The following is a 22,215-nucleotide window of genomic DNA, read 5'->3' as shown; positions in this document are numbered from 1 at the left end:
AATAATTTATCTTGTCTAAGAAATCTGAATATCAATTGCAAAATCAAAAATTATTACTCTCTCATCAAATCCACACATACTTTATTATTCTTTATATCATATGATTGAAATGATATAGATTTTATCAATTCCCGAAAATGATATTCGGAAAGAGTCTTTGTATTAAATATTGTAAATTTGCAAGCTGAAAATGAGCACAAAAAATAAATTTCACCAGACATCAGATTTCGCCGTTCTTAGCATCAGTTATGAAAAAGCCGATGCAGAAACACGGGGAAGATTTGCGTTTTTTGATGACCATATCAAAGCTTTTGTGAATCAAATCCACGAGCAGGATTACGGTGACGCGTTCGTTGTTTCCACTTGCAACAGGACCGAAATCTACTCTACTACAAAGAATTATCTTCACATCGCAGAACTCTATTGCAACACAGTTGGAGTCTCTCTTTCCGAGTTTTTGAACTATGTGAATGTCCTTCAAAGAGAAGATGCATTGTTCCATCTTTTCCGCGTCGCAGCTGGATTGGAAAGCCAAATTATTGGTGATTTCGAGATTGTTTCTCAAATCAAGAATGCTTATCATCGATTCAAAAAATATAAAGATTTTTCTAATCCCTATTTGGAACGCGCCATCAATTCCTCGATTCAAATTTCGAAGAGAATCAAGAATGAAACGGGAATCAGCACAGGTTCAGCTTCGGTTTCTTACGCGGCGGTTCATTATATTTTAAATAATACAAAACACATTCACGAGAAGAATATTTTGCTTCTCGGTGTTGGAGAAATTGGCCAGAACACGATTGAAAATCTTGTAAAGCACATTTATCAGCCCAAAATAAAAATCGCCAACCGCTCTTTCGAAAAAGCGGAGAAAATTGCCGACAAATACAATATTCCTCAAATCGATTTTGAAACGTTCCCAGAAGAATTGAAACAAACCGATGTTCTAATCGTTGCAACTGGCGCTCAGAAATATATTATTGATGAAACTAATTTCCCTAAAAACAAGGAAATGGTTGTCATCGACCTTTCTATGCCGAACAACGTTCAGAAAGAAATCGGGAAATTGGAAAACGTGACGTTGATAGACGTGGACCAACTTTCGCAAACCATCCAGGAAACGATGGAACAACGCAAGAAGGAAATCCCGAAAGCGGAAGGCATCATCAAGGAAATGGCGAAGGAGTTTGCAGATTGGGAAAAGAAAAGAAAACTTGCACCACAAATCAACCATTTCAAAAATTCTTTGAAGAAAATCGAGGAAAACGAAATGCACAATATTCATAAGAAATTCCATTACGCCAAAATCGAGGATATGGAACTGTCCAACAATCTGGTTCAGAAAATCACGAATCGATTTGCGAAATATATTATGGAAAACCCTTCCCGCGCCGACGAAATCACAAAATTGATGGAGGAAATCCTCGACATCCACAAACAGTAAGACAATGAAAATCATAAGAATAGGAACCAGAAATAGTCCGCTTGCACTTTGGCAGGCTCACGAAGTTGAAGCTAAACTTCAGAATCTTGGATTACAAACTGAAATCGTTCCAATCATCAGTTCTGGCGACAAAAACCTGAACCAACCGCTTTACGCATTGGGAATCACAGGAATTTTCACGAAAGATTTGGACATTGCTTTGCTTAATGATGAGATTGATATTGCCGTTCATTCTTTGAAAGATGTTCCGACGCTTTTGCCTGAAAATGTTCAGATTTCTGCGGTTTTGGAAAGAGATTTTCCGGAAGATGTTTTGGTGAGAAATAAAGATGCGGAAGCTTTGGATTTGAATACTTTGAAAATTGCAACCAGTAGTTTAAGAAGACGCGCTTTTTGGTTGAAGGAATTTCCGGAAACTGAATTCACAGACATCAGAGGAAATGTTCAGACACGATTGAAAAAACTGGATGACGGCGTTGCAGATGCGACGATTTTTTCATTAGCCGGAATCAAAAGAATGAATCTGGATGTAGAATATGAACAAATCCCATTTTTGTTGCAAGCGCCATCGCAAGGTGTGGTTGCAATCGCCAACAAAATTGATAATCCTGAATTGAGTGCTATTTTAAAATCGATTTCTCATAAGGAAACTGAGATTTGCATTACGATAGAAAGAGAATTCCTGAAAACTTTGGAAGGTGGCTGTACAGCGCCGATTGGTGCAAAAGCCGAATTGATTGGAAATCAAATCCGCTTTGTTGGAAGACTTTGTTCGCTTGATGGAAAAGATTGCATCGAAACAGACGAGATTTTTGACTGGAATGATTCTGAGAATTTTGGAGCGAAATTGGCTTTGAAGGTTTTGGAAAACGGCGGGAAGGAATTGATGGACGAAATTCGAAAAAGTTTGTAAAATATTCAACCACAATAGGCACAAAGGATTTCACAAAGTGCACAAATTAAATAAGCCTTGTGGTCCTCGTGAAAAAACTTAGTGAACCTTGTGGTAAAAATTTCACAAAGAATACAGAGATTAGAAATCAAGTGCTGTCGAGATTCCTACGGAATGGCAAAATAATGTTTTAGCAATGTCAGTCTGAGGTTCTCGAAGACTTTTTAAATATGAAAATCCTTTTTACAAAATCATTGGACAAAAAAGAAGTTGCTGACAAATTGGGAACGGAAGTGTTGGTTGATTTTGTGGAGGTCATCAAAACGGAATTCATTAAAACGAAAACTTTCGGTTTGAAGAATTATTCCTTGATTTTCACAAGTGTGAATGGCGTGAAAGCTTTCTTTGAAAATGGTTTTGATGCAAATGAAAATTTAGCTGAGAAGAATTATAATAAAATCTACGCCGTTGGTTCGCAGACTAAAAAGGAATTGAGGAAACATAATTTTGGGACTTTCAAGCTTTGTAAGAATGCGAGCGAACTGTCACAATTCATAACAGAAAATTCTGTGAATGAAAAGTTCTTGCATTTTTGTGGCGATTTGGCTTTGGATGTTTTGGATGAGAAATTGCCGTTGCAAAATATTTCTTACAAGAAAATCCCTGTTTATAAGACCGAATTGCTATTTCCGAAAATCAATGAGAAATATCAGGTTGTGGTTTTCTTCAGTCCGAGTGGAGTTCGTAGTTTTGCGAAGTTCAACGGTTTTGAGGATTTGAAGATTTTTTCGATTGGAAAAACGACGACTTCAGAATTGAAAAAACTCACTGAAAATAAAATAATTACAAGTCATAAAAACACCTTGTCGGATTTGTTGAATTTGATTTCGCTAAATCTAACAATCTAAGCTTGTAATAATTATTTTAAAAAAAATCAATAGGAATGGGCTTTAGCCCGTTTTTTAAAAGGTTAGAATAAAAAATGGCTTTAGCCCAAACCTATTTTAAATTTGGCTAAAGCCCAATAGCTGTCAATTTTCGACATCGGGCTGAAGCCCGACGCAATTGATAATTGATAGTGCATTATAAGAGCCTGTTTAAATTTCATCAAAATTATTTTCCCTGACCCTAAAGGGAGTAATTTTGATGAAATTTTCAAGGCGTTTTTCCACCCTTTAGGGTTGGGGAAAAGAAAAATGCTTTGAAAATTTTATTTTTTAATCATTTTTAAACAGGCTCTAAGTTGTTGCATATTTTGCAATAACTTGAATTGAAGAAGTTTTGAAGTGTTGCATATTTTACAACAGTTCAAAAAAAATAAATAATTTAAAACTGATTTCTAAGGAAAGTTCAACTTTTGGGAAAGCTGATTTGGAAGACTAAACGCTAAACTTTGCGAAGCGCGCCCCGACTTGAGTGGAAATCCTTTTTTGTGGCTGGAAAAGCCCGGGCAAAAAGATTGGGAACGGAAGGCGGAAAAAGGCGCCCAAAAATAATTTAAGAAAATGATAAAGAACGACCTATACCTGAAGGCCTTGCGAGGCGAAACCGTGGAAAGACCGCCTGTGTGGATGATGAGACAAGCCGGAAGATACTTGCCGGAATTCATTGCGTTGCGCGACAAATACGACTTTTTCACCAGATGCCAGACGCCGGAATTGGCCTCGGAAATTACGGTTCAGCCGATTAGAAGATTTCCTTTGGACGCGGCGATTTTGTTCTCGGACATCTTGGTGGTTCCGCAAGCGATGGGCATTGATTTCAAAATGAAGGAATCCGTAGGACCTTGGTTGGACGAACCTATCAGAACCGCTCAACAAGTTGACGATGTGATAGTTCCGGACGTGAATGAAACTTTGGGTTATGTTTTCGATGCGATAGAAATGACGTTGGAAAAGCTGGACAATGAGATTCCGTTGATTGGTTTTGCCGGAAGTCCTTGGACGATTTTCTGCTATTGTATTGAAGGAAGAGGTTCTAAGGATTTCAATATTGCGAAGTCTTTTTGCTTCCTGCAAACGGAAGCGGCACACAAATTATTGCAGAAAATTACGGACACGACGATTGCTTATTTGAAACGAAAAGTGGAGAAAGGTGTTTCTGCAGTTCAGGTTTTTGACAGTTGGGGCGGAATGCTTTCGCCGGCTGATTATCAGGAGTTTTCTTGGCAATATATCAATCAAATCGTGGAAGCTCTCGCGCCGTTGACGCACGTTGTGGTTTTCGGGAAAGGCTGTTGGTTTGCGTTGGAAGATATGACGAAATCTAAAGCGTCTGCTTTGGGCGTTGACTGGACGATTACTCCAGAATTGGCGAGACAATTCACGAATAATTCGGTGACGCTTCAGGGGAATTTTGACCCATCGAGATTGCACTCGACGCCGGCGACGATTCGGAAAATGGTTCACGAGATGATTGACCGTTTTGGAAAAGATAAATACATTGTGAATCTCGGACACGGGATTTTACCCAATATTCCAGTTGAAAATGCAGAAGCTTTTATAAAGGCTGTTGTAGATTGGAAAGCATAAACAAAAACCAGAGCGATTTGCTCTGGTTTTTTTATTCCGTTTGTCCTGGTCGTGGATGTATTTGTGAAGGTTTTGTAGCTTCGTCTGTCAAGCCATCTCCGTGTGGTCCATCAGGACTGATTATTTTTCCATCTGCCTCTTTTTGTCTTTGTTCAATATTAACAGTATCAACCATTTTTGGCGTATTGTTTTGCTGAGCTGTTGATTTCGCTCTCATTTCTGTTCTTGTTGTGGTCGATTTTGTTTCTTTCTTCTTTGTAGTTTGCGCCATCGTCAACATCGTTCCAAAAACGAGAAATGTTGCGGTTGTTATTATCTTTTTCATAATGATTTATTTTAATGATTTGATTAGTCAAGCCAAATATCAAACCAACTTATATGAAGTAAGATTTGAACAATTAAAAATGACAAAACCTGAAATCACCAAATAAAAAAACCAGAGCGAATTGCACTGGTTTTATTTTTGAACTTAAACCTAAGATTATCTACTTGGAGTCATCGGGTTTGTTGGACTCAATGGCTGTTGTGGATTGGTAGAATTGTTAGGAGTCGTTGTGCCTGGATTTTGCAAAGTTCCGTTATTCGGTAAGGTTGTATTAGGATTTTGTAGAGTCCCATTATTTGGTAACGTTGTATTTGGATTTTGTAAAGTCCCATTGTTTGGCAACGTTGTACTTGGATTTTGTAAAGTTCCGTTGTTTGGCGTTGTTTGATTTTGTTGCAGTCTGTTTGGATTGGTCTGCATTTTCGACCTGTTGTTCATAGTCGCTGTGTCCACCGTTCTGTTCATTCCATTGGGTTGAACTTGGGTTTCCAATTTCATTTCTGTACTGCTGGCTGGTTTTTCTGCCATTCTTACTTTCTTATCGCTTTTCTGAGTGGTTTGAGCGGTGATAAACATTGTCCCAAACATTATAAAAGCTGTTGCTGTGATTAACTTTTTCATAATACTTTATTTTTAATGATTTGATAATCAATGCCAAATATCAAACCACAAATTATGAAAATGAAAAAAATATCAAACTTTAACTTATTTAAGAAATTTTAATTCTTCTCCAAGACCTTCTTTAGTTTCTCCACAAAGACGTATGTCGCAGGGCAAATCAAAGTGTTTTGAATCGTGAGATTATTGATTTGGTAAATCTTTTTTCGGTCTGTGTGCGGATATTCTCGACAGGCTTTTGGGCGAACGTCGTAGATGGAACAAGTGTTGTCATCATTCAGGAAAAAACAAGGCAAATTTTGCAAAACTTTGTCTTGGTCTTCATCCACTCTCAGAAATTTGGCTTCGAAATCTGCGGGCTTCATTCGCAGATGTTTGGAAATCCGTTCGATGTCTTTTTCTACGTAAAGCGGACCTGTGGTTTTGCAACAATTGGCGCAACCAAGGCAATCGATTTCGCGAAAAGTTTCCTCGTGCTTTTCTACCACCAAATAATCCAAATTTTTTGGCGGTTTCTTTTTGAGTCCGTCCAGAAATTTTCTGTGGTCTTTTTGTTTTAGTTGGGCTTGCTTTTTATAGAAATCAACATCCATTTTGCAAAACTAATGGTTTTATTAAGAAAAAACCAAGTAATATAATCCGCCCCAGATTGCTGAAAAAAATAAAGCAAATAGAAAAGATGACTTCAAGTCTTGCCTATCCTTCTTTACAAAATGTTTATAAAGGACTACAATAATAAAAGTTATGATTACCAAAGTTGGTAAAACAGTGAAAGTGAACATTATTAATTTTTTTCAAATATAAAAAAAACTGACATTAATCCTATTTTTCGTCTTTTCAAAACCCATAACTTTGTGATAATGAAATTGCTAATCACAAATCAGACGGCGATTTCATTAATAATAAAAAGTCAAAATGAAAGATATTACTACACGTGAAGACATAGAAATTTTGGTCAATAAGTTCTACGACAAAGTGATAAAAGACGATTTGATTGGATTTTTCTTTACAGACATCGCGAAAATCGACCTGAGTAAACATCTGCCGAAAATGTACAATTTCTGGGAAAGCATTCTCTTGGGAAATCCAGTTTATGAAGGCAATCCAATGCGGGTTCATTTTCCAATCAACGAAGTTTCTGCGTTGGAAGAAAGACATTTTAACCGTTGGTTGCAGATTTGGGAAGAAACGATTCACGAAAATTTTGAAGGCGAAAATACTGAAACAGCAATTGCGAGAGCTTTGAACATTGCCAGAATTATGAATCACAAAATGGCGAACGCGAGAGGAAATTAATTATCACATTATCAACTGAAAATCAATCCAATCCGTCAACATATGAAATAGTAATCCGACGCCAATAATTCTTGGAACACCTTTGAAAAACAAAAGCAAAACATAAATTCCCATCGCCCAATACGTGTGGAATAGATGGAAATTTATACTGAGTCGTTCTGGTGCAAAAATCGGCGTACTGAGAAGATGGTCTGCATCCACAAGCATCGTTCCCAACATAATCAGATAAGCTTTTCGCCAATCTTTCCTGAAAAAAACATAGGCAATCACGACGGGGAAAATGAAGTGTAAAAAGTAATGAACCGCCGTCCGTAAAGGGAAAAACTCTAAATAATCCATCTAATCTCTATCATTTTACCATCTCAAAATAAGTGGTAATTTTTCTTTTTTAAAGTTAATTTTCAAGTAATAATAATCGCCTTTGTTGCCATAAAAACTGTAATCGATATTCGAAATGGCTTTCTTTTCCGAAGCAGAAAGCGATTTTACTGAATTGATTAATAACGGATTATTTTTGATAAAAACATAATTGCCGGAAAAACGCTGTCCAAAATCTATTGCTTTTTTTGTAGAACTAATTGAAATGTCGCTTCCGTTTTTCTTAATGACATTTGGCTGAAACGGAATTGGCGTGAACTGAATTTGAGCATTAATCCAATTCTTCTGCTGGAAATACAACCACAGATTTTCCGATTCCCAACTTTGCAAATTGATGGAAAAATTAGGTTGAAGAATCTGCTGATAACTCACCTTTTCCACTTCATTGAAATCATCGTCGTAGCTATAACTGATGATTTTATCTTTCACCATTTCCAGTTCTGCAACGGCAGAAAGCGAATTGATTTTAATGGAATCGCTCAGTTTTTTATTGAATAATGCGGATGCAAATTTTACGTTGGTTGAATCCAACTCTAACTTCAAAAATGACGTTTGTTTGTCCAAATCTGAAATCATCGATGTGAGATGGTCGTCTAAACTTTTCGTTTTGATTTCGATATTTTCATCATTCAAATAAACTGCAAACTTTTGAATCTTGGATTTGGCAAAGTAGGAAACGCTAGCAATCGAGTTATTAATCAATTCATCAGCGTACAAATTTTTGAATTTTGAATTGAAAATCTCCGCTGTCGTCTTATCAAAGTTTGAATTTGAAAATCCTACAACACACTTCGAAGCTTCGATTTTTACAGAAAATTGGTCCTTTTTGTAAAGGTTGTTTTTAATTAATTTAAAACCTTTCTCGTTCAAAAATTTGACAAGTTTTTCTTTATCAGAAACTTCAAAAATGCTGTACCATTCAGAGAAACTCGTGCCTTTTAAATGAAAAATCTGAACATAATCCGGAACTTCTACGCCACTATTTTTAAAAGAACCTTTTGAAGTTTCAAACCATTTGGAAGGATTTTTTAGTAAAGTCAAAATGTATTCTTCTGACAATTTTTTAGAATCGACCAAAACCAAAACATCTGCATTTCTTGGAACCGCCTTCAAATCCTTATCCTTCAGAGACCAGAAAAAATAGCCGACAACCGCGACAAAAAAAAGGACTGCAAGAAGGATGATTGCTCTTTTCATTTACAAAGCGGTTGACGTTTCTTTCTCAGAAATCTTAATCAAATCGTTACAAAAATCGAAGAAATACATCAAACTATTTTCGGAAGAATTTGGCGTGGTGTAGTTGAATTCTGTTTCAATACTTTCTTTTTTCACCTCACTTTTAAAATAGACATCACCGATATTTTTTCGGAAAAGGTTAAATCCTTCTTTCTGAGAAATCGTTGTGAATTCCTTCTCCAAACCTTGCAACAATCGCTGCATATTGATTGTTCCCGAGGAAGGATGTTTTGCCGCATCTTTCGCCCATTTTTGCGAAACTGAAGATTGCTTTTTAGGAACCAGATTCTCCAGAGATGTTGTCAAATAAACAATGTTATCTTTTACCGTGAAATAAACTTGGTCAATATAATTGCTGTTTTTTTGGTCTTTTTTCAGATAATAGATATCGCCATTCTTAGAAAACTTCTGTGACAATTCTTTGTTCGTTGTCAACACTTCGAAAACACGTTTCCAGTAATTTTCGTTCTCAGTCGCAAAAGCAAAGGTGAAATCTGGAACAACAACATCCTTAGTTTTCTTAATTTCTTTGTCGTTGAAGCTATCATCATATTCATAATCTGTGTATTCTACCTTTTTGGTATTCAGCGCATTCAACACAAAAACGCCGTTTCCGGGAGCGATTTTTGAGATGGCTTCTTCGTCCAGAACTATCTTAATCGTTTCCATCATCAGTTCCAGTTCTTTTTGATATTTTCCCGTATCATTTTTGCTTTCGAACAAGCTGTACATCAAATCAAAATACTTGTGTCCGTCAACGTTTATTGCATAATAACCAACACTTTTGTCGGAAATCAGGGACATTAGTTTTTTATTCTTCTTACCATTGTAAAGCGCTGAAAAACGCTTCTGAATTTCGCTGTCTTTGTGTTGATAATTACTGATTACTTTTACTTTATTTTTATCAAAATACAAATTGTAAGACGAATTGGAATTGTACAGATTATCAATTAAATCCCCAAAATTGTAAAGCTTCGCCAAATCTTTATAAGCACCATTTTTGACTATCTCTCCATAATTGGAATAAACGAAAACATCCGAATTCCCGTCCTGGAATTTAACAAATTCTTTTGGAACCTCCACTTCCATATTGGAATCAAAATATCTGTCAAAATCCAATTCTGCAAAGGCTTTCACGATTTTAAAATCTTCCGCTTTGATAGAATCCATTTCTTTTTGATAAGCCAAATCTTCTGCTTCCTCATCATATTCCTCAGTCGGTTTGGCAGACGCTACTTCATCCAATTCCGTCGTTGATTTTTTCTCTTCCGGATATTTCTGGTGTTTCTCCAGATATTTGATATCTTTTTGCATCCGTGCAATATCGTCCTGATGACTTTTGATATCCTCTTTTGTATATTTGATTTCGTCTTTCAAATACTTGATTTCATCTTTGTAATTGAAAGGTTTTTCTGGTTCATAGTAAGTGGAATCTGCTTCTGCATAGGCACTATCAATCATCGGCGGCTCTTCCACACTTACAACAACTGTACTGTCAGCAGCATAATCATAATCGAATTTTGGCAGCTTTTTCGTGTAACTAATTCCAGAAATCACGGCTCTTTTTCCGTCCCAAGCTACAAAAGTGTCGTCATTCAAATTGGTGTAAGAATATTTGTTTTTCTTCGTGATTTCCAATTCTTTCTTTGATGAAACCTTGATGAATTCTACAAACTTCGTTGCATCTTCCAAAATCAAATGCGCCGTGTAACTCTTAATAGAATCATTGAAATTGATATAATGATACTGTTTCGCATCATTTTTAATTCCTGTGTCCGAGAAGTCCTTCCAGGTTGGTTTCTCTTGGTCATTCTTATTCAGATTTTGTAAAATTGGATTGAGTTTTTGCCAGTTGGTTTTGCTGTTCAGCAGTTTTCCATTGACTTCCATATAGAAAACGGCGTTTGCTGGAACCTGAATTTTGGTTTGAGAAAACGCAAAAGCGCAACAAAATATCAAGAAAAACACCAGTTGTTTTTTGAGTAAAATTGATTTCATAGTTTTAATATTTTTCTTGGATTAATTTAATGAGATGGTATTTTGAATTTGTTTTTTCTGAAGGATAAAATCCAGAATATTCCCATTCAGTTTTATCGCTTTTTTGTTGGGCGAAACTGTGTAAGAATTGTTGCTTTGAGATTTTATCACGTTTTCGAATTGTAAAATTGAAGTGTAAGTTGCATCACTGAAAACTTCTTTGTCAGCTTTGCTCAGCTTGTCGTAATCGTTTTTATAACTTGCGATTTTGTTTCTGATGAAGGTTTTCTCAGCAACATTTTGCTTGTACAATTGTGTCGGAACCGTTTTTCCGATGATGTTTTTGGCTTTCAATTGTTCCAAACCAGAATTGATATTTTCGATTTTCTTGAAGTTACAACTCAGTTTAATAATGAAATTATCAAAGTCCAAACTCGTTTTCACATTGCTGATTCCAGGAACGCTTTTGAAAACGTTGGAAGCCTGATTCACTTTACTTTCAATCTCTGACTTTTTAGGAACTTTCTTACCGTTGATGGTTTCCATTTTTGAGATGGATTGCAAGCGCGTTTTGCTTTTGCTGGCATTCAGAATCACAGCATATTCTCCACTTCCATCGGCTTTCATATTTATTTTATCAATAACATCGAAGCAACTTGTCAGGCTAAGGAAAATGCAGAAAAGAAATAAATATTTGATAATCTTCACAGAATTAGGAATTGAGTTTTAACAAAGGTAAATTTTTCAAAGTAGAAAAGAGATTTTTACCGTTTTAATTCAGCATAATCTTCGATTCGATTTTTCGAATCCATTTCTACGCCAAGAATACTGGTGATTGTAAATTTCCCCGATATTTAATCAAATCCTTCCTTTCAAATAATCCTGACGCAAACTTTCATCCAGTTTTTCAATCGCGTATCGCAGGCAAGTTCTTGGCATTTCTTTGTAATGCAGGTTGAGGAAATCCAACAATCCTTGTTCATTTTTATTTCCCATTTCGCGGAGAAGCCAGCCATTGGCTTTGTGCATCAAATCGTGTGGATGATGTAGATTTCGCTCAACAAATTCTTTCGTGAGTTCGAAATTTCCTTTCTTGATGTAATGCATCGTCCCAACAATCGCGATTCGTTTTTCCCACATTTTATCAGAATTCGACAAATCGATTAACAGCTTTTCTTCTTGATTTTCAAAACAATACCGACCCAAAATCTTATAACAAGATGTATCCACCAAATCCCAATTATTAATAAAATCGAGATGATTCAGATAAAAATCGATGATTTCTTTTTGCTGAGATTTTTCTTTTGACTTTTCAAATTTCAGAATTAACATCAGCAAGGCTGTCAAACGATGTTCGTGATATTTGGATGACAAAAGTTCGCTTAATTCTTCAAGAGAAATTTTGTTATAGAATTCCTTTGCGACTTTTCGTTGGTCAGGAACTCGCACACCGATGAACAAATCACCTTCAGCATATTCTCCTTTTCCCGTTTTGAAGAATTTTTGCAAAATTTCTACATTTTCAGGAATCGATAAATCTGATAAAGCTTGTTTAACTTCTTTTAACAATGACATTTATCCTAAATTTAATTCCTTCTGAAACGCTTCCAGATACTTCGCAAGATGAAAACCATCCATCAAACCGTGATGTGCTTCGATAGAAATCGGCAACATTTTCCGGCCATTTTTCTCAGAGAATTTTCCGAACACAATTTTAGGAATCGATTCTTTTGGGTCGAAATCTGTCGGATGAAGTAAACCTGTAAAATTCGTCCAAGGCATCGTGGAATGTCGGATATGATTGGGCGGAAGCGATTCGTTTTTAATCCTTAAACCCGTTGAATTTTGAACCTCATCAATTTCCTTTTGCAAATTCTGGTTAAAGATTTCAAAATCATCAGAATATTCAAAATAAGAAAAGCCAAACGTTCCGTCATTTCGTCCAATCGTGGAACCAACGTGTACAACATCGAAGGCTATAACTTCATCATCTACAATTCGATAACCAAATTCTTCAATTGAGTTGACGGCTTTCATTGATTTGTGAAGATAATGTGCAAAAAAGGATTCTTTGTTATCTTTAGCCAACTGAAACGTTTCAGTACAATCAACTTCGGTTACGATTCCAAAATAGGGAATTTTCATTCCGGAAAAGAATTGAAAGTGCTCTTTTCTCTTCCAGTTTTCGATGTCTATAACTTTCATTTTTTAAATAATTACTTGACGTCTTCTAAAATTTTTTCCTCTACTGCAATCTTATTCGGATTGGCTACTTTACCAATCGTAAGCCCTTGAACTACAATTGAAAACACAACGACACAATAAGTTATACTAATGATGATTTTATTGTATTCATTCTGAGGAATCGACAAAGCCAAAGCAATGGAAACACCACCACGAATTCCGCCCCAAACGAGAACTTTGACAGTTTGCGGACTGAAACGATATCTCAATGACATAAACTTCGTGGGAACAAAAATTGCAACCCAACGCGCCAATAAAACGATTAAAATACAAATTCCACCAGCAACCAAATACTCATTTAAGTCCTTGATTAACAATAATTCAAAACCAATAAACAGGAACAGAACAGCGTTCATAATTTCATCAATCAATTCCCAGAATTTAATCAAATAATCCTGCGTTTCGGATTTCATTTTGAAACTCTCGCTGAAATTTCCCATAAATAATCCGGCTGCAACCATTGCTAAAGGTGCAGAAATATGCATCTCGTGAGCAATCAAGTAACCGCCCATAACCACTGATAATGTGATTAATACGGAAATAATATAATCATCCACCATTCGCATCGCTCTGGAAGCGGATAATCCAAGAAGAACACCTAAAAGCAATCCTCCACCAGCTTCACGAAGAAGTAGCAAGCCGATGCTTTCGACATTCAAATCGATTTCTTTTCCGATGGCCAATTGTAGAACGACCGTGAAAACCACGACCGCCATACCATCATTAAATAGCGATTCTCCGGCCACTTTGGTCTCCAAAGATTTCGAAACATTGGCCTGCTTCAAAATACTTAGAACTGCCACTGGGTCGGTCGGGGAAATCAATGCACCGAAAACCAAACAGTAAATAAACGGAATCTGAACGCCCGCGAAAGGCAACAGATAATAAGCGCCAAAAGCGACAGCAAACGTGGAAATAATCACGCCGACCGTCGAAAATATCACGACTGGACCGAATTGTTCTTTTAAATCTTTGATGTTAATGTGGATTCCGCCAGCGAAAAGCAGGAAGTTAAGCATTGCGCCCATCAGAACTTCGGTGAAATCAAAATTGTTGATTAGTTCGGTCAAATGGCTGGTGGTCTTTGGTAAAAAATTATCGCCAGACGCAACCAAAGTGACAGAAACGACAATAGCGATGACCATAATTCCAATTGCGCTTGGCAATTTTAGAATTCTGTGATTGATGTAAGCAAATAAAGATGCTAAAACGATTAGGACTGAGAATGAGTAATATAACTCCATTAATATTTTTGTTTTATCTAAATTTAGACTCCGTTAGAAGTCGTTATAAATGACTTTGATGTAGGTTTTTGTATTGTTGTTTTCCCAAATGTCAAACATTCCGCCAGTTGCAGGTTTGGACGACCTGGAGGCTTGTCTGGGAATCTGGATGACATTGATTAAAATATATTCGTCGCCAACTGAATTGACAACAAAGGCAGAATCTTCCGACTTTCCATCGCCAGAATCTAAGATGGCGCTCGTCAGCAATTTGAACTGACTGAGATAGTAACTGAAGTTTTTCACATCCTGCAGTTTATCATAACATTGCAGCATTATCATCAGCAAATCCAGATTGGTCGGGTCTTTTGCTAGCAAATCTCTGGTCTTTGCGATGGCTTCCGGATAATTCTTTTTGTTGAAATCCTTCAATAATTTTTTGAATTCGTCATCGCTTGTTGAAACTGTTTTTTCTAAGAAAGTCCTGCCGTAGTACAAATGCTGAGCTTCCACGCTGTCTATGGATTTTGGTAAACCTTTGTATTTGAAAAGCATTTTTTGATAGTAAAACTCCGATTCGTTGTCCGCAATTTCTTTCTTGATATTATCCAAATTGATTTTTGACTTCTGAGAAAACCCAAAAGTCGCCATCATCAAAAAGAAAAATAAAAAGATTCTATTCATTGACTTCTTCTTCGTCCTCAAAATATTCGAACAGCAAATCGTTGTAAGGAAAACGGGAAATATGAATCCTGTGAACCTCATCGTAAATCATTTTTTTCATCTCAGGGAAATTTTCCTTCGTCAAAGCTGAAATGAAAACGGTTGGGAATTTGGATTTTGCCATCCAGGTTTTTTTCCATTCTTCCAACGAGATATTTTTGTGAGAACCAGGCATCAAATCATCTTCGTCCTTTTTCTCATAACTGAAATCATCGATTTTGTTGAAAACCATAATCATCGGTTTCTGATGCGCATCGATTTCCTGAAGAATTTCGTTCACAGAATTGATATGGTCTTCGAAACTTTCGTGAGAAATATCAACAACGTGAATCAGCAAATCCGCTTCACGAACCTCATCCAAGGTCGATTTAAAACTTTCTACCAACTGTGTCGGCAACTTTCTGATGAATCCAACCGTGTCCGTCAAAAGGAAAGGAAGATTTCCAATTACGACTTTTCGAACCGTTGTGTCAAGCGTTGCAAACAATTTATTCTCCGCGAAAACATCAGATTTTGACAAGGCGTTCATCAAAGTCGATTTTCCAACATTCGTGTAACCAACGAGCGCTGTACGAACCATTTTTCCACGGTTGTTTCGTTGCGTTCCCATTTGCTTGTCAATGACCTTCAATTTGTCTTTCAACAATGTGATTCGGTCACGGATAATCCTTCTATCGGTTTCGATTTCCGTTTCTCCAGGTCCACGCATTCCGATTCCCCCTTTTTGCTTATCTAAGTGAGACCACATCCTGCTCAATCTTGGCAAAAGATATTGATATTGAGCCAATTCCACCTGCGTTCTTGCGTATGAAGTCTGAGCTCTTTGGGCAAAAATATCGAGAATCAGATTGGTTCTGTCCAGAACTTTGACTTCCATCTCACGCTCCAGATTCTTCAATTGGGAAGGCGACAATTCGTCATCAAAAATGACCGTTCCAATTTTTTGCTCTTTTATATAATCACGGATTTCCTCCATTTTCCCTTTACCAACGAAGGTTTTAGAATCTGGCTGAGTCAGTCTTTGGGTAAAACGTTTATCAACAGTAGCGCCAGCTGTAAAAGCCAGAAACTCCAGTTCGTCCATATATTCTATCAGTTTATCTTCGCTTTGATTTTGGGTTATTAGACCAACCAAAACCGCTTTTTCATACTGATGTTCTTTATTTTCTATCATTTATAAAATTAAATTTCTGATTCTGACAAGATACTATTTTTCGACAAAAAAACCAAAGATGAACTTTGGTTTTTTATTTTCTATTTCAAATTTGAAAGTTGATTTTTCAAATTAAGCTAAAGTTGCAGTCAATGTTTTTTCGAAACTGAATGCGACGCTGATAGGGCAAGTTTCTTTCGCTTCCGCTGCAATTTTTTGGAAATCTTCTTCAGAAATTCCAGGGATTTTTGCGTTGAGTGTTAATTCAGACAAAGTCACTTTTCCATCCACCAAACTGATTTTGCAATCGGTTTCCAATGTTTCCGGATTGTAACCAGCTTCTGACAACAATGCTGAAGTTTTCATCGTGAAACAACCTGCGTGAGCTGCTGCCAATAATTCTTCCGGATTGGTTCCAACGCCGTCTTCAAATCTGCTTTTGAATGAATACTGAGTTTCATTAAGTGTTGTACTTTGAGTGGTTAAAACTCCGCTACCTTCTTTAACTGTGCCTTTCCAGACTGCTTTTGCACTTCTTTTCATATGTAAATTTTTTAATTGTTTTTAATGGTCATATGGAATCTAAGATTTCATAATTTTTTATTTTGGTTTGATTGTATTAATATATTAACGCAAAGGCGTTACTTTTTTTAAGATTCAATGTTTTAAGTCGCAAATGAAATCATTCATCAATTATCATTCATCAATTATTGCTTAATCCCAATCCTGCTCAACAAATTTCATTGTATCACCGTTTGCATTGGATAAAGTTAAGAAATGTCCTTCGATTTTGTACTCTGTCATATTTGGTAAGGCTTTTCCAAATGCTTCTTCCAATTTCATTCGCCCGTCACAATACATCATTGTAGAACCAACGCCTGAGAATTTCGCTTTTCCGTTGTTGAAATCTGCCGTGAAAAACAATCCGTTGCAACCCATTTTTGCGGTGTAACGATTCGGCGATTCTTCATTTTTGGTCAAATCAATATTGGCTTCCAGTTTTACCAATTCCTCCTTAGTAAAATCTTTATACTCAACGAGCATCCATTTTTTGTGAAGATTTTGCATTCCTGACATCGAATTTTTTGATGATTTACAAGAAACTGTAAGAAGTAATATTAAAGATAAAATACCGATTGACTGTAGAAATTTCATACTTTGAACTTTGCCTAATCTCTTATCCAAATTCATACCATTAGATTTAAAATAATGAGTAAATTAGCCCCATTAAAATAAATTTCTATTATGAAAAAAATATTTTTGGCGCTGACTTTTTTATTGAGCTTTGCGCAAATGAGAGCAGATGAAGGAATGTGGCTTCTGATGCTTGTGAAACGTCTGAACGGCGTGGATATGCAGAAAGAAGGTCTGCACCTGACTCCGGAAGAAATCTATTCTGTGAATAACTCCAGTCTTAAAGATGCCATCGTCAGTTTCGGCGGTTTCTGTACAGGCGAGATGGTTTCCAGCCAAGGTTTGATTTTTACCAATCACCACTGTGGTTACGATGCTGTTGCTGCAGCTTCTACGCCTGAAAAAGATTATTTGAAAAATGGATTCTGGGCAATGAAACCGAATGAAGAATTCAATGCGAAAGGTCTTTACGTGAGATTTCTTGTGAGAATGGATGACGTTTCTGCAAGAATCAATGCAAAACTGAACAACAATATGTCTGCTGCTGACAGAAAAGCAGTAATCGATGCAGAATCAAAAGCTATCCAGACAGAAAACTCTGAGAACGGAAAATACACCGTTGTCGTAAGAGATTTCTTCAACGGGAATGAATTTTATTATTTCGTGTATCAAGATTATAAAGATATCAGATTAGTTGGTGCACCACCGTCCTCTCTTGGGAAATTTGGTGGCGATACCGACAACTGGGAATGGCCAAGACACACAGCTGATTTCACAGTTTTCCGTGCTTACGGTGATGCCAATGGAAATCCAGCAGAATATTCTGAAGCTAACGTTCCATTGAAACCAAAACACTTCTTGCCAGTTTCTCTTAAAGGTTATAAACCTGGAGATTTCACAATGATTCTTGGATATCCTGGAAGAACAAACCGTTACTTGACCTCTTTCGGAATCGAGCAAATGGTGAATAAAGATTATCCAGCTTGGGTAGAAGCCTCCAAAGTGGCGATGGATGTGATGAAGAAGTATATGGACAAGGATAAAACGACTCAGTTGGATTATGCTTCCCAGTACGCCAGTGTTGCCAATTATTGGAAAAATAGACAGGGAACGATTGACGCTGTCATCAAAAACGGAACAATCTCTGAAAAACAAAAGACAGAACAAATCTACACGCAATGGGCCGCTCAATCTCCGAACGAGCAAACTTATTATGCCGTTTTACCAGAAATCAAGGCTTATTATCAGCAGATTTCAGGGAGAAATGTAGAGCGTAACTACGCTTCTATTTTACAGAGAAACGCACACTACATCGCAACGACTTATCAGTTGGGTAGTCTTTTCAAAACTTATGCTGACCAGGACGAAGCTGGGAAAACAGCAATGAAGGCAAAAGTTCTTGAGGCAGTAGAAAAAGCTTACGATGGTTTCCACGACAATGTGGAAGGTGATATGTTGGTGAAACTGACTTCTCTTTACAAAGCGAAAGTGTCTAAGGAATTTGCTTCTCCAACTATTTTGGCTGCGGATGTGAACAACCTTTCAACTTTGGCTTACGAATCTGTTTTTGCTAATAAAAAATCAGCTTTGGCTTTCATTGCGAATCCAGACAGACTGAAAATTGACGCAGATAAATTAAGACAATTCGTAAACGGCGTGGTTGAAGACCAAAAATTAGGCACTGAAAAATATGCTAAAATCGATGAGAACTTTGCTAAAAACAGCAGACTTTTCTTAGACGGACTTAGAAAAGCACAGCCGGAAAAAGTATTCTATCCAGACGCCAACTCTACAATGAGACTGACTTACGGAACTGTACAAACGCTTCCTACAAGGTCTGACAGAAACTACAAAGGCATCAAAGAAAACTACTACACCGACATCAACGGAATGGTTGCCAAATATAAAAAAGGCGATGAGGAATTTGACCTTCCGAAAAAAGTCCTTGACCTTGCTAAGAAAAAAGACTACGGTCAGTATGCAGACAAACAAGGATTTATGCCAATCAATTTCTTGTCAAACAATGATATTACAGGTGGAAACTCTGGTTCTCCAATCATCGACGGAAACGGGAATTTGCTAGGTCTTGCCTTCGATGGAAACAGTGAAGCTTTGAGTGGCGACATCGTTTTCGAACCAAATTTACAAAGAACAATCAACGTGGATGTTCGTTACGTACTTTGGGTAATCGACAAATATGCTGGCGCAACTCGATTGATTAGCGAGCTGACTTTGGTAAAATAATTTTACATCAAATATTCACAAGCCACCAATTTTGGTGGCTTTTTTGTTGGGTAAAATGAATAATCACTAAATTATTTTTTTGTAAATTAGAGAAATCATTTTTTATGAGTTTAAAGACTTTACTTCACTGGTCCTTCATTTTCCCCTTATTATCCCTCGCCTACTATTTTTTTGGTATTGTTGATGACAATGCGTGGCTCGCAACTTTAGGAAGCTTGCTTCTGATAAGTTCCGTTCTGGCCGCCGTACATCACGCCGAAGTTGTAGCGCATAAAGTGGGCGAACCTTTCGGAACGATTATCCTGGCAATTGCTATTACAGTTCTGGAAGTTGGATTGATAGTTTCATTAATGGTTGCTGGCGGGAAAGAAACCAGCACATTGGCCAGAGACACCGTTTTCGCAGCCGTAATGTTAATTCTGAACGGGATTCTCGGCGCTTGTCTCTTAGTTGGCGGACTCAAATTCAAAGAACAATTTTTCGCCAGAACATCCGGAAATATGGCCTTGATAAGTTTGGTAGCCATTGTCGTAATGACTTTGATTTTACCAAATTACACCACAACAGAACTATCAGCAACCTTCAGCCAAGCGCAATTGATTTTCTTTTCTGTGGCCTCGTTGGTGATTTACAGTACATTTTTAATGGTACAAACCGTGCGACACAGGAATTACTTCCTTCCCGAAAACGACGACGAGCCACACGCCGAACCACCAACCAATACAGAAAGCACGATGAGTTTGGTCTTCCTACTTATTTGTCTAGGTGTCGTTGTGGTAATGGCAAAAGCCTTGTCTCCTACCATTGAAAGCGTAGTTCACAATCTAGGCGCGCCACAAGCCTTAGTTGGTGTCATCATCGCAGCAGTCGTGCTTTTACCAGAAGGAATGGCCGCAATAAAAGCCGCAAGAAGAAACCAATTCCAGACAAGTTTGAATTTAGCTCTAGGTTCCGCAATTGCGAGTATCGGATTGACGATTCCTTGTGTTGCCGTAGTTTCAATTATTTATGAAATGCCGTTGCTCTTAGGATTGGATATCAAATCGATGGTTCTTTTGGCCTTGTCACTTTACACTGTGATGCTGTCATTAAGCCGTGGAAAAACGAACATTCTTTACGGCGTTGTGCTATTGGTGAATCTTTTGGCGTACATATTTACTGTTATCGTTCCATAATTTTTTTATTTTTGATTAATGAAATCGCAAAGAATCGAGAAGGTAATTTCGTTTAGAATTCCGCGATTGCATCTGACAAAAACATTGCTACCTCAAATGAAAAATTACGAAACAGAAAGATTAATTCTTAAACCTGCAGATTTAGAAGACGCAGACTTCTTTTTGGAATTATACAATCTACCTTCTTTCATTAAACATATTGGCGACAGAAATCTTCGAACAAAAGAAGATGCAGAAAATTATATCTCAAACAGATTTCTTCCCCAAATCGAAAAATTAGGTTTTGGAAATTACGTCGTCATTCACAAAGAACTGAATGAAAAAATCGGTGCAGTCGGCGTTTTCGTACGAGAAGGAATTGATGTTCCAGACATTGGTTTTTCTTTCTTCCCAGATTTCGAAGGCAAAGGTTACGCTTATGAATCCGCTATCAATCTGATGGAAATTGTCAAGACGGAATTCGGAATAGAAAAACTTTCGGCAATGACTTCTGACGAGAATATTTCTTCCCAAAGATTAATAGAAAGACTCGGACTTCAATTCAAAAAATATGTGATTTTTCCTGATGACAATGAGGAATTGAGATATTATGAAAATTAATTTACTGATTAAATTTTAATTAAATAAGATTTAAACTAATGTCAAAAACTTACGAAACCGAACGCCTCATCATCAAACTTGTTGATATCGACGATGCCGAATTCCTTTTGAAATTACTCAACACGGAAAAATGGCTGAAAAATATCGGCGACCGAAATGTCCACAATCTGGAAGATGCACAGAGATATGTGCGCGAAAAGAATCTTCCTCAAATCGAAAGATTAGGTTTTGGAAATGCAGTGGTGATTCTGAAATCCAACAATGAAAAAATCGGAACCGTTGGTTTGTACGACCGTGAAGGAATCGATGGCGTTGATATTGGTTTTGCCTTTTTGGAAGAATACGAAGGAAAAGGTTACGCTTATGAAGCCGCAAAAAAAATAATGGACATTGGAATCAATGAATTTGACATTAAAAAAGTCAGCGCAATTACTTTGCCGGAGAATTTTTCATCAATCAAATTAATTGAAAAATTAGGTTTAAAATTCAAAGAAGTCGTGAGAATTCCTAATGACACTGAGGATTTGAATCTTTATGAATTGACTATGTAATGAATCGAAATCACAGAATCGAAATCATCGAAGCTAAAAAATTGATTGGTTTCAGCATCATCACTTCTTTTCAGGAAGACAAAACGCCGATGGTCTGGAGACAATTTATGATGCGAAGGAATGAAATTGCCAATCGGATTTCTGACAGATTATTTTCGCTTCAAATCTATCCCGAGAATTTTACGCCGAATCAAACATTCACAAAATACGCACTTGCCGAAGTTTCTGATTTTGATAATATTCCTAATGCTTTCGAAACTTTTGAATTAGAAAAAGGAAAATATCTCGTTTTTAATTACACAGGAAAGTCTGAAAACGGACAGGAAATTTTCAGTTATATTTTCCAGACTTTCATTCCAGAAAATCAATTTGAGGTTGATGACAGACCACATTTTGAGATTTTTGGAGATGATTATAATCCTTCAAGTGAATTCGCCGAAGAGGAAATTTGGATTCCGATAAAATAAATCT

General features: G+C 36.9%; 24 protein-coding genes. 10 read left to right on the top strand and 14 right to left on the bottom strand.

Annotated elements, in window-relative coordinates; genetic code table 11:
• Positions 1-190: 190 nt before the first annotated feature.
• The 4 genes from hemA to hemE all read left to right on the top strand — a co-directional run bounded on the left by hemA (position 191) and on the right by hemE (position 4,867).
• On the top strand, positions 191-1,444 hold the full coding sequence (hemA, locus tag BMW39_RS09145; RefSeq protein ID WP_034973997.1) for a glutamyl-tRNA reductase: 1,254 nt from the start codon (positions 191-193) through the stop codon (positions 1,442-1,444).
• A 4-nt stretch (positions 1,445-1,448) separates the two neighbouring features.
• Positions 1,449-2,357, top strand: coding sequence for a hydroxymethylbilane synthase (gene hemC, locus BMW39_RS09140; protein WP_034973995.1), 909 nt, complete (start codon positions 1,449-1,451; stop codon positions 2,355-2,357).
• Positions 2,358-2,566: 209 nt separating this feature from the next.
• Complete coding sequence (locus tag BMW39_RS09135) at positions 2,567-3,244, top strand: uroporphyrinogen-III synthase (RefSeq protein WP_034973993.1); 678 nt, start codon at positions 2,567-2,569, stop codon at positions 3,242-3,244.
• Positions 3,245-3,841: 597 nt separating this feature from the next.
• A complete protein-coding gene (hemE, locus tag BMW39_RS09130) occupies positions 3,842-4,867 on the top strand; it encodes a uroporphyrinogen decarboxylase (RefSeq protein ID WP_034973992.1) in 1,026 nt (341 codons plus the stop codon).
• A gap of 31 nt (positions 4,868-4,898) precedes the next feature.
• Here the strand turns inward: hemE and BMW39_RS09125 are convergent, their stop codons facing one another.
• The 3 genes from BMW39_RS09125 to BMW39_RS09115 form a co-directional block, all read right to left on the bottom strand.
• A complete protein-coding gene (locus BMW39_RS09125) occupies positions 4,899-5,192 on the bottom strand; it encodes a hypothetical protein (RefSeq protein ID WP_034973991.1) in 294 nt (97 codons plus the stop codon).
• A gap of 156 nt (positions 5,193-5,348) precedes the next feature.
• On the bottom strand, positions 5,349-5,813 hold the full coding sequence (locus BMW39_RS09120) for a hypothetical protein (RefSeq protein WP_034973989.1): 465 nt from the start codon (positions 5,811-5,813) through the stop codon (positions 5,349-5,351).
• 98 nt (positions 5,814-5,911) lie between these two features.
• Positions 5,912-6,403 (bottom strand): YkgJ family cysteine cluster protein, encoded by a 492-nt coding sequence (locus BMW39_RS09115; protein WP_034964003.1) that lies wholly within the window; start codon positions 6,401-6,403, stop codon positions 5,912-5,914.
• Positions 6,404-6,725: 322 nt separating this feature from the next.
• Here BMW39_RS09115 and BMW39_RS09110 point away from each other — a divergent pair, with 322 nt between their 5' ends.
• Positions 6,726-7,106 (top strand): group III truncated hemoglobin, encoded by a 381-nt coding sequence (locus BMW39_RS09110; protein WP_034973988.1) that lies wholly within the window; start codon positions 6,726-6,728, stop codon positions 7,104-7,106.
• 3 nt (positions 7,107-7,109) lie between these two features.
• Here BMW39_RS09110 and BMW39_RS09105 read toward each other — a convergent pair whose 3' ends face one another.
• The 11 genes from BMW39_RS09105 to BMW39_RS09055 all read right to left on the bottom strand — a co-directional run bounded on the left by BMW39_RS09105 (position 7,110) and on the right by BMW39_RS09055 (position 17,195).
• Entirely contained in the window at positions 7,110-7,445 is a 336-nt protein-coding gene (locus BMW39_RS09105; RefSeq protein ID WP_034973986.1) for a DUF6122 family protein, read from the bottom strand.
• 15 nt (positions 7,446-7,460) lie between these two features.
• On the bottom strand, positions 7,461-8,681 hold the full coding sequence (locus BMW39_RS09100) for a hypothetical protein (RefSeq protein WP_034973985.1): 1,221 nt from the start codon (positions 8,679-8,681) through the stop codon (positions 7,461-7,463).
• Positions 8,682-10,718, bottom strand: a complete 2,037-nt coding sequence (locus BMW39_RS09095; protein WP_034973984.1) for a hypothetical protein — start codon at positions 10,716-10,718, stop codon at positions 8,682-8,684. It lies immediately after the preceding gene.
• Positions 10,719-10,739: 21 nt separating this feature from the next.
• Positions 10,740-11,405, bottom strand: a complete 666-nt coding sequence (locus BMW39_RS09090) for a hypothetical protein (protein WP_034973982.1) — start codon at positions 11,403-11,405, stop codon at positions 10,740-10,742.
• 150 nt (positions 11,406-11,555) lie between these two features.
• On the bottom strand, positions 11,556-12,272 hold the full coding sequence (locus tag BMW39_RS09085) for a DNA alkylation repair protein (RefSeq protein WP_034973981.1): 717 nt from the start codon (positions 12,270-12,272) through the stop codon (positions 11,556-11,558).
• Complete coding sequence (locus tag BMW39_RS09080) at positions 12,273-12,902, bottom strand: chloramphenicol acetyltransferase (protein WP_034973980.1); 630 nt, start codon at positions 12,900-12,902, stop codon at positions 12,273-12,275. It lies immediately after the preceding gene.
• Between the two features lie 11 nt (positions 12,903-12,913).
• Entirely contained in the window at positions 12,914-14,185 is a 1,272-nt protein-coding gene (locus tag BMW39_RS09075; RefSeq protein WP_034973978.1) for a cation:proton antiporter, read from the bottom strand.
• A gap of 33 nt (positions 14,186-14,218) precedes the next feature.
• Positions 14,219-14,848: a DUF4919 domain-containing protein gene (locus BMW39_RS09070; protein ID WP_034973977.1), complete on the bottom strand. Its 630-nt coding sequence runs from the start codon at positions 14,846-14,848 to the stop codon at positions 14,219-14,221.
• Positions 14,841-16,061 carry a GTPase HflX gene (hflX, locus tag BMW39_RS09065; RefSeq protein ID WP_034973975.1) on the bottom strand — a complete coding sequence of 407 codons (1,221 nt, stop codon included), beginning with the start codon at positions 16,059-16,061 and terminating at the stop codon, positions 14,841-14,843. The genes BMW39_RS09070 and hflX overlap by 8 nt, the downstream gene beginning before the upstream one ends.
• 111 nt (positions 16,062-16,172) lie before the next feature.
• A complete protein-coding gene (locus BMW39_RS09060) occupies positions 16,173-16,583 on the bottom strand; it encodes an OsmC family peroxiredoxin (protein WP_034973974.1) in 411 nt (136 codons plus the stop codon).
• 171 nt (positions 16,584-16,754) lie between these two features.
• Positions 16,755-17,195 carry an META domain-containing protein gene (locus tag BMW39_RS09055; RefSeq protein WP_034974326.1) on the bottom strand — a complete coding sequence of 147 codons (441 nt, stop codon included), beginning with the start codon at positions 17,193-17,195 and terminating at the stop codon, positions 16,755-16,757.
• 90 nt (positions 17,196-17,285) lie between these two features.
• On the opposite strand from BMW39_RS09055, the gene BMW39_RS09050 reads away from it, so the two are divergent.
• The 5 genes from BMW39_RS09050 to BMW39_RS09030 all read left to right on the top strand — a co-directional run bounded on the left by BMW39_RS09050 (position 17,286) and on the right by BMW39_RS09030 (position 22,211).
• Positions 17,286-19,418: a S46 family peptidase gene (locus tag BMW39_RS09050; RefSeq protein ID WP_034973972.1), complete on the top strand. Its 2,133-nt coding sequence runs from the start codon at positions 17,286-17,288 to the stop codon at positions 19,416-19,418.
• A 104-nt stretch (positions 19,419-19,522) separates the two neighbouring features.
• Positions 19,523-20,593: a calcium:proton antiporter gene (locus BMW39_RS09045; RefSeq protein ID WP_034973971.1), complete on the top strand. Its 1,071-nt coding sequence runs from the start codon at positions 19,523-19,525 to the stop codon at positions 20,591-20,593.
• A 96-nt stretch (positions 20,594-20,689) separates the two neighbouring features.
• Entirely contained in the window at positions 20,690-21,193 is a 504-nt protein-coding gene (locus BMW39_RS09040; RefSeq protein ID WP_034974324.1) for a GNAT family N-acetyltransferase, read from the top strand.
• 38 nt (positions 21,194-21,231) lie between these two features.
• Complete coding sequence (locus BMW39_RS09035) at positions 21,232-21,744, top strand: GNAT family N-acetyltransferase (protein WP_034973970.1); 513 nt, start codon at positions 21,232-21,234, stop codon at positions 21,742-21,744.
• A complete protein-coding gene (locus tag BMW39_RS09030) occupies positions 21,744-22,211 on the top strand; it encodes a GyrI-like domain-containing protein (RefSeq protein ID WP_034973968.1) in 468 nt (155 codons plus the stop codon). The genes BMW39_RS09035 and BMW39_RS09030 overlap by 1 nt, the downstream gene beginning before the upstream one ends.
• Positions 22,212-22,215 lie beyond the last annotated feature (4 nt).

It is taken from the genome of Epilithonimonas lactis (assembly GCF_900110605.1).
Taxonomy (GTDB): Bacteria; Bacteroidota; Bacteroidia; order Flavobacteriales; family Weeksellaceae; genus Epilithonimonas; species Epilithonimonas lactis.
The sequence above is the reverse complement of the archived record's forward strand: the minus strand, read 5'-3'. Positions and strand labels throughout refer to the sequence as shown.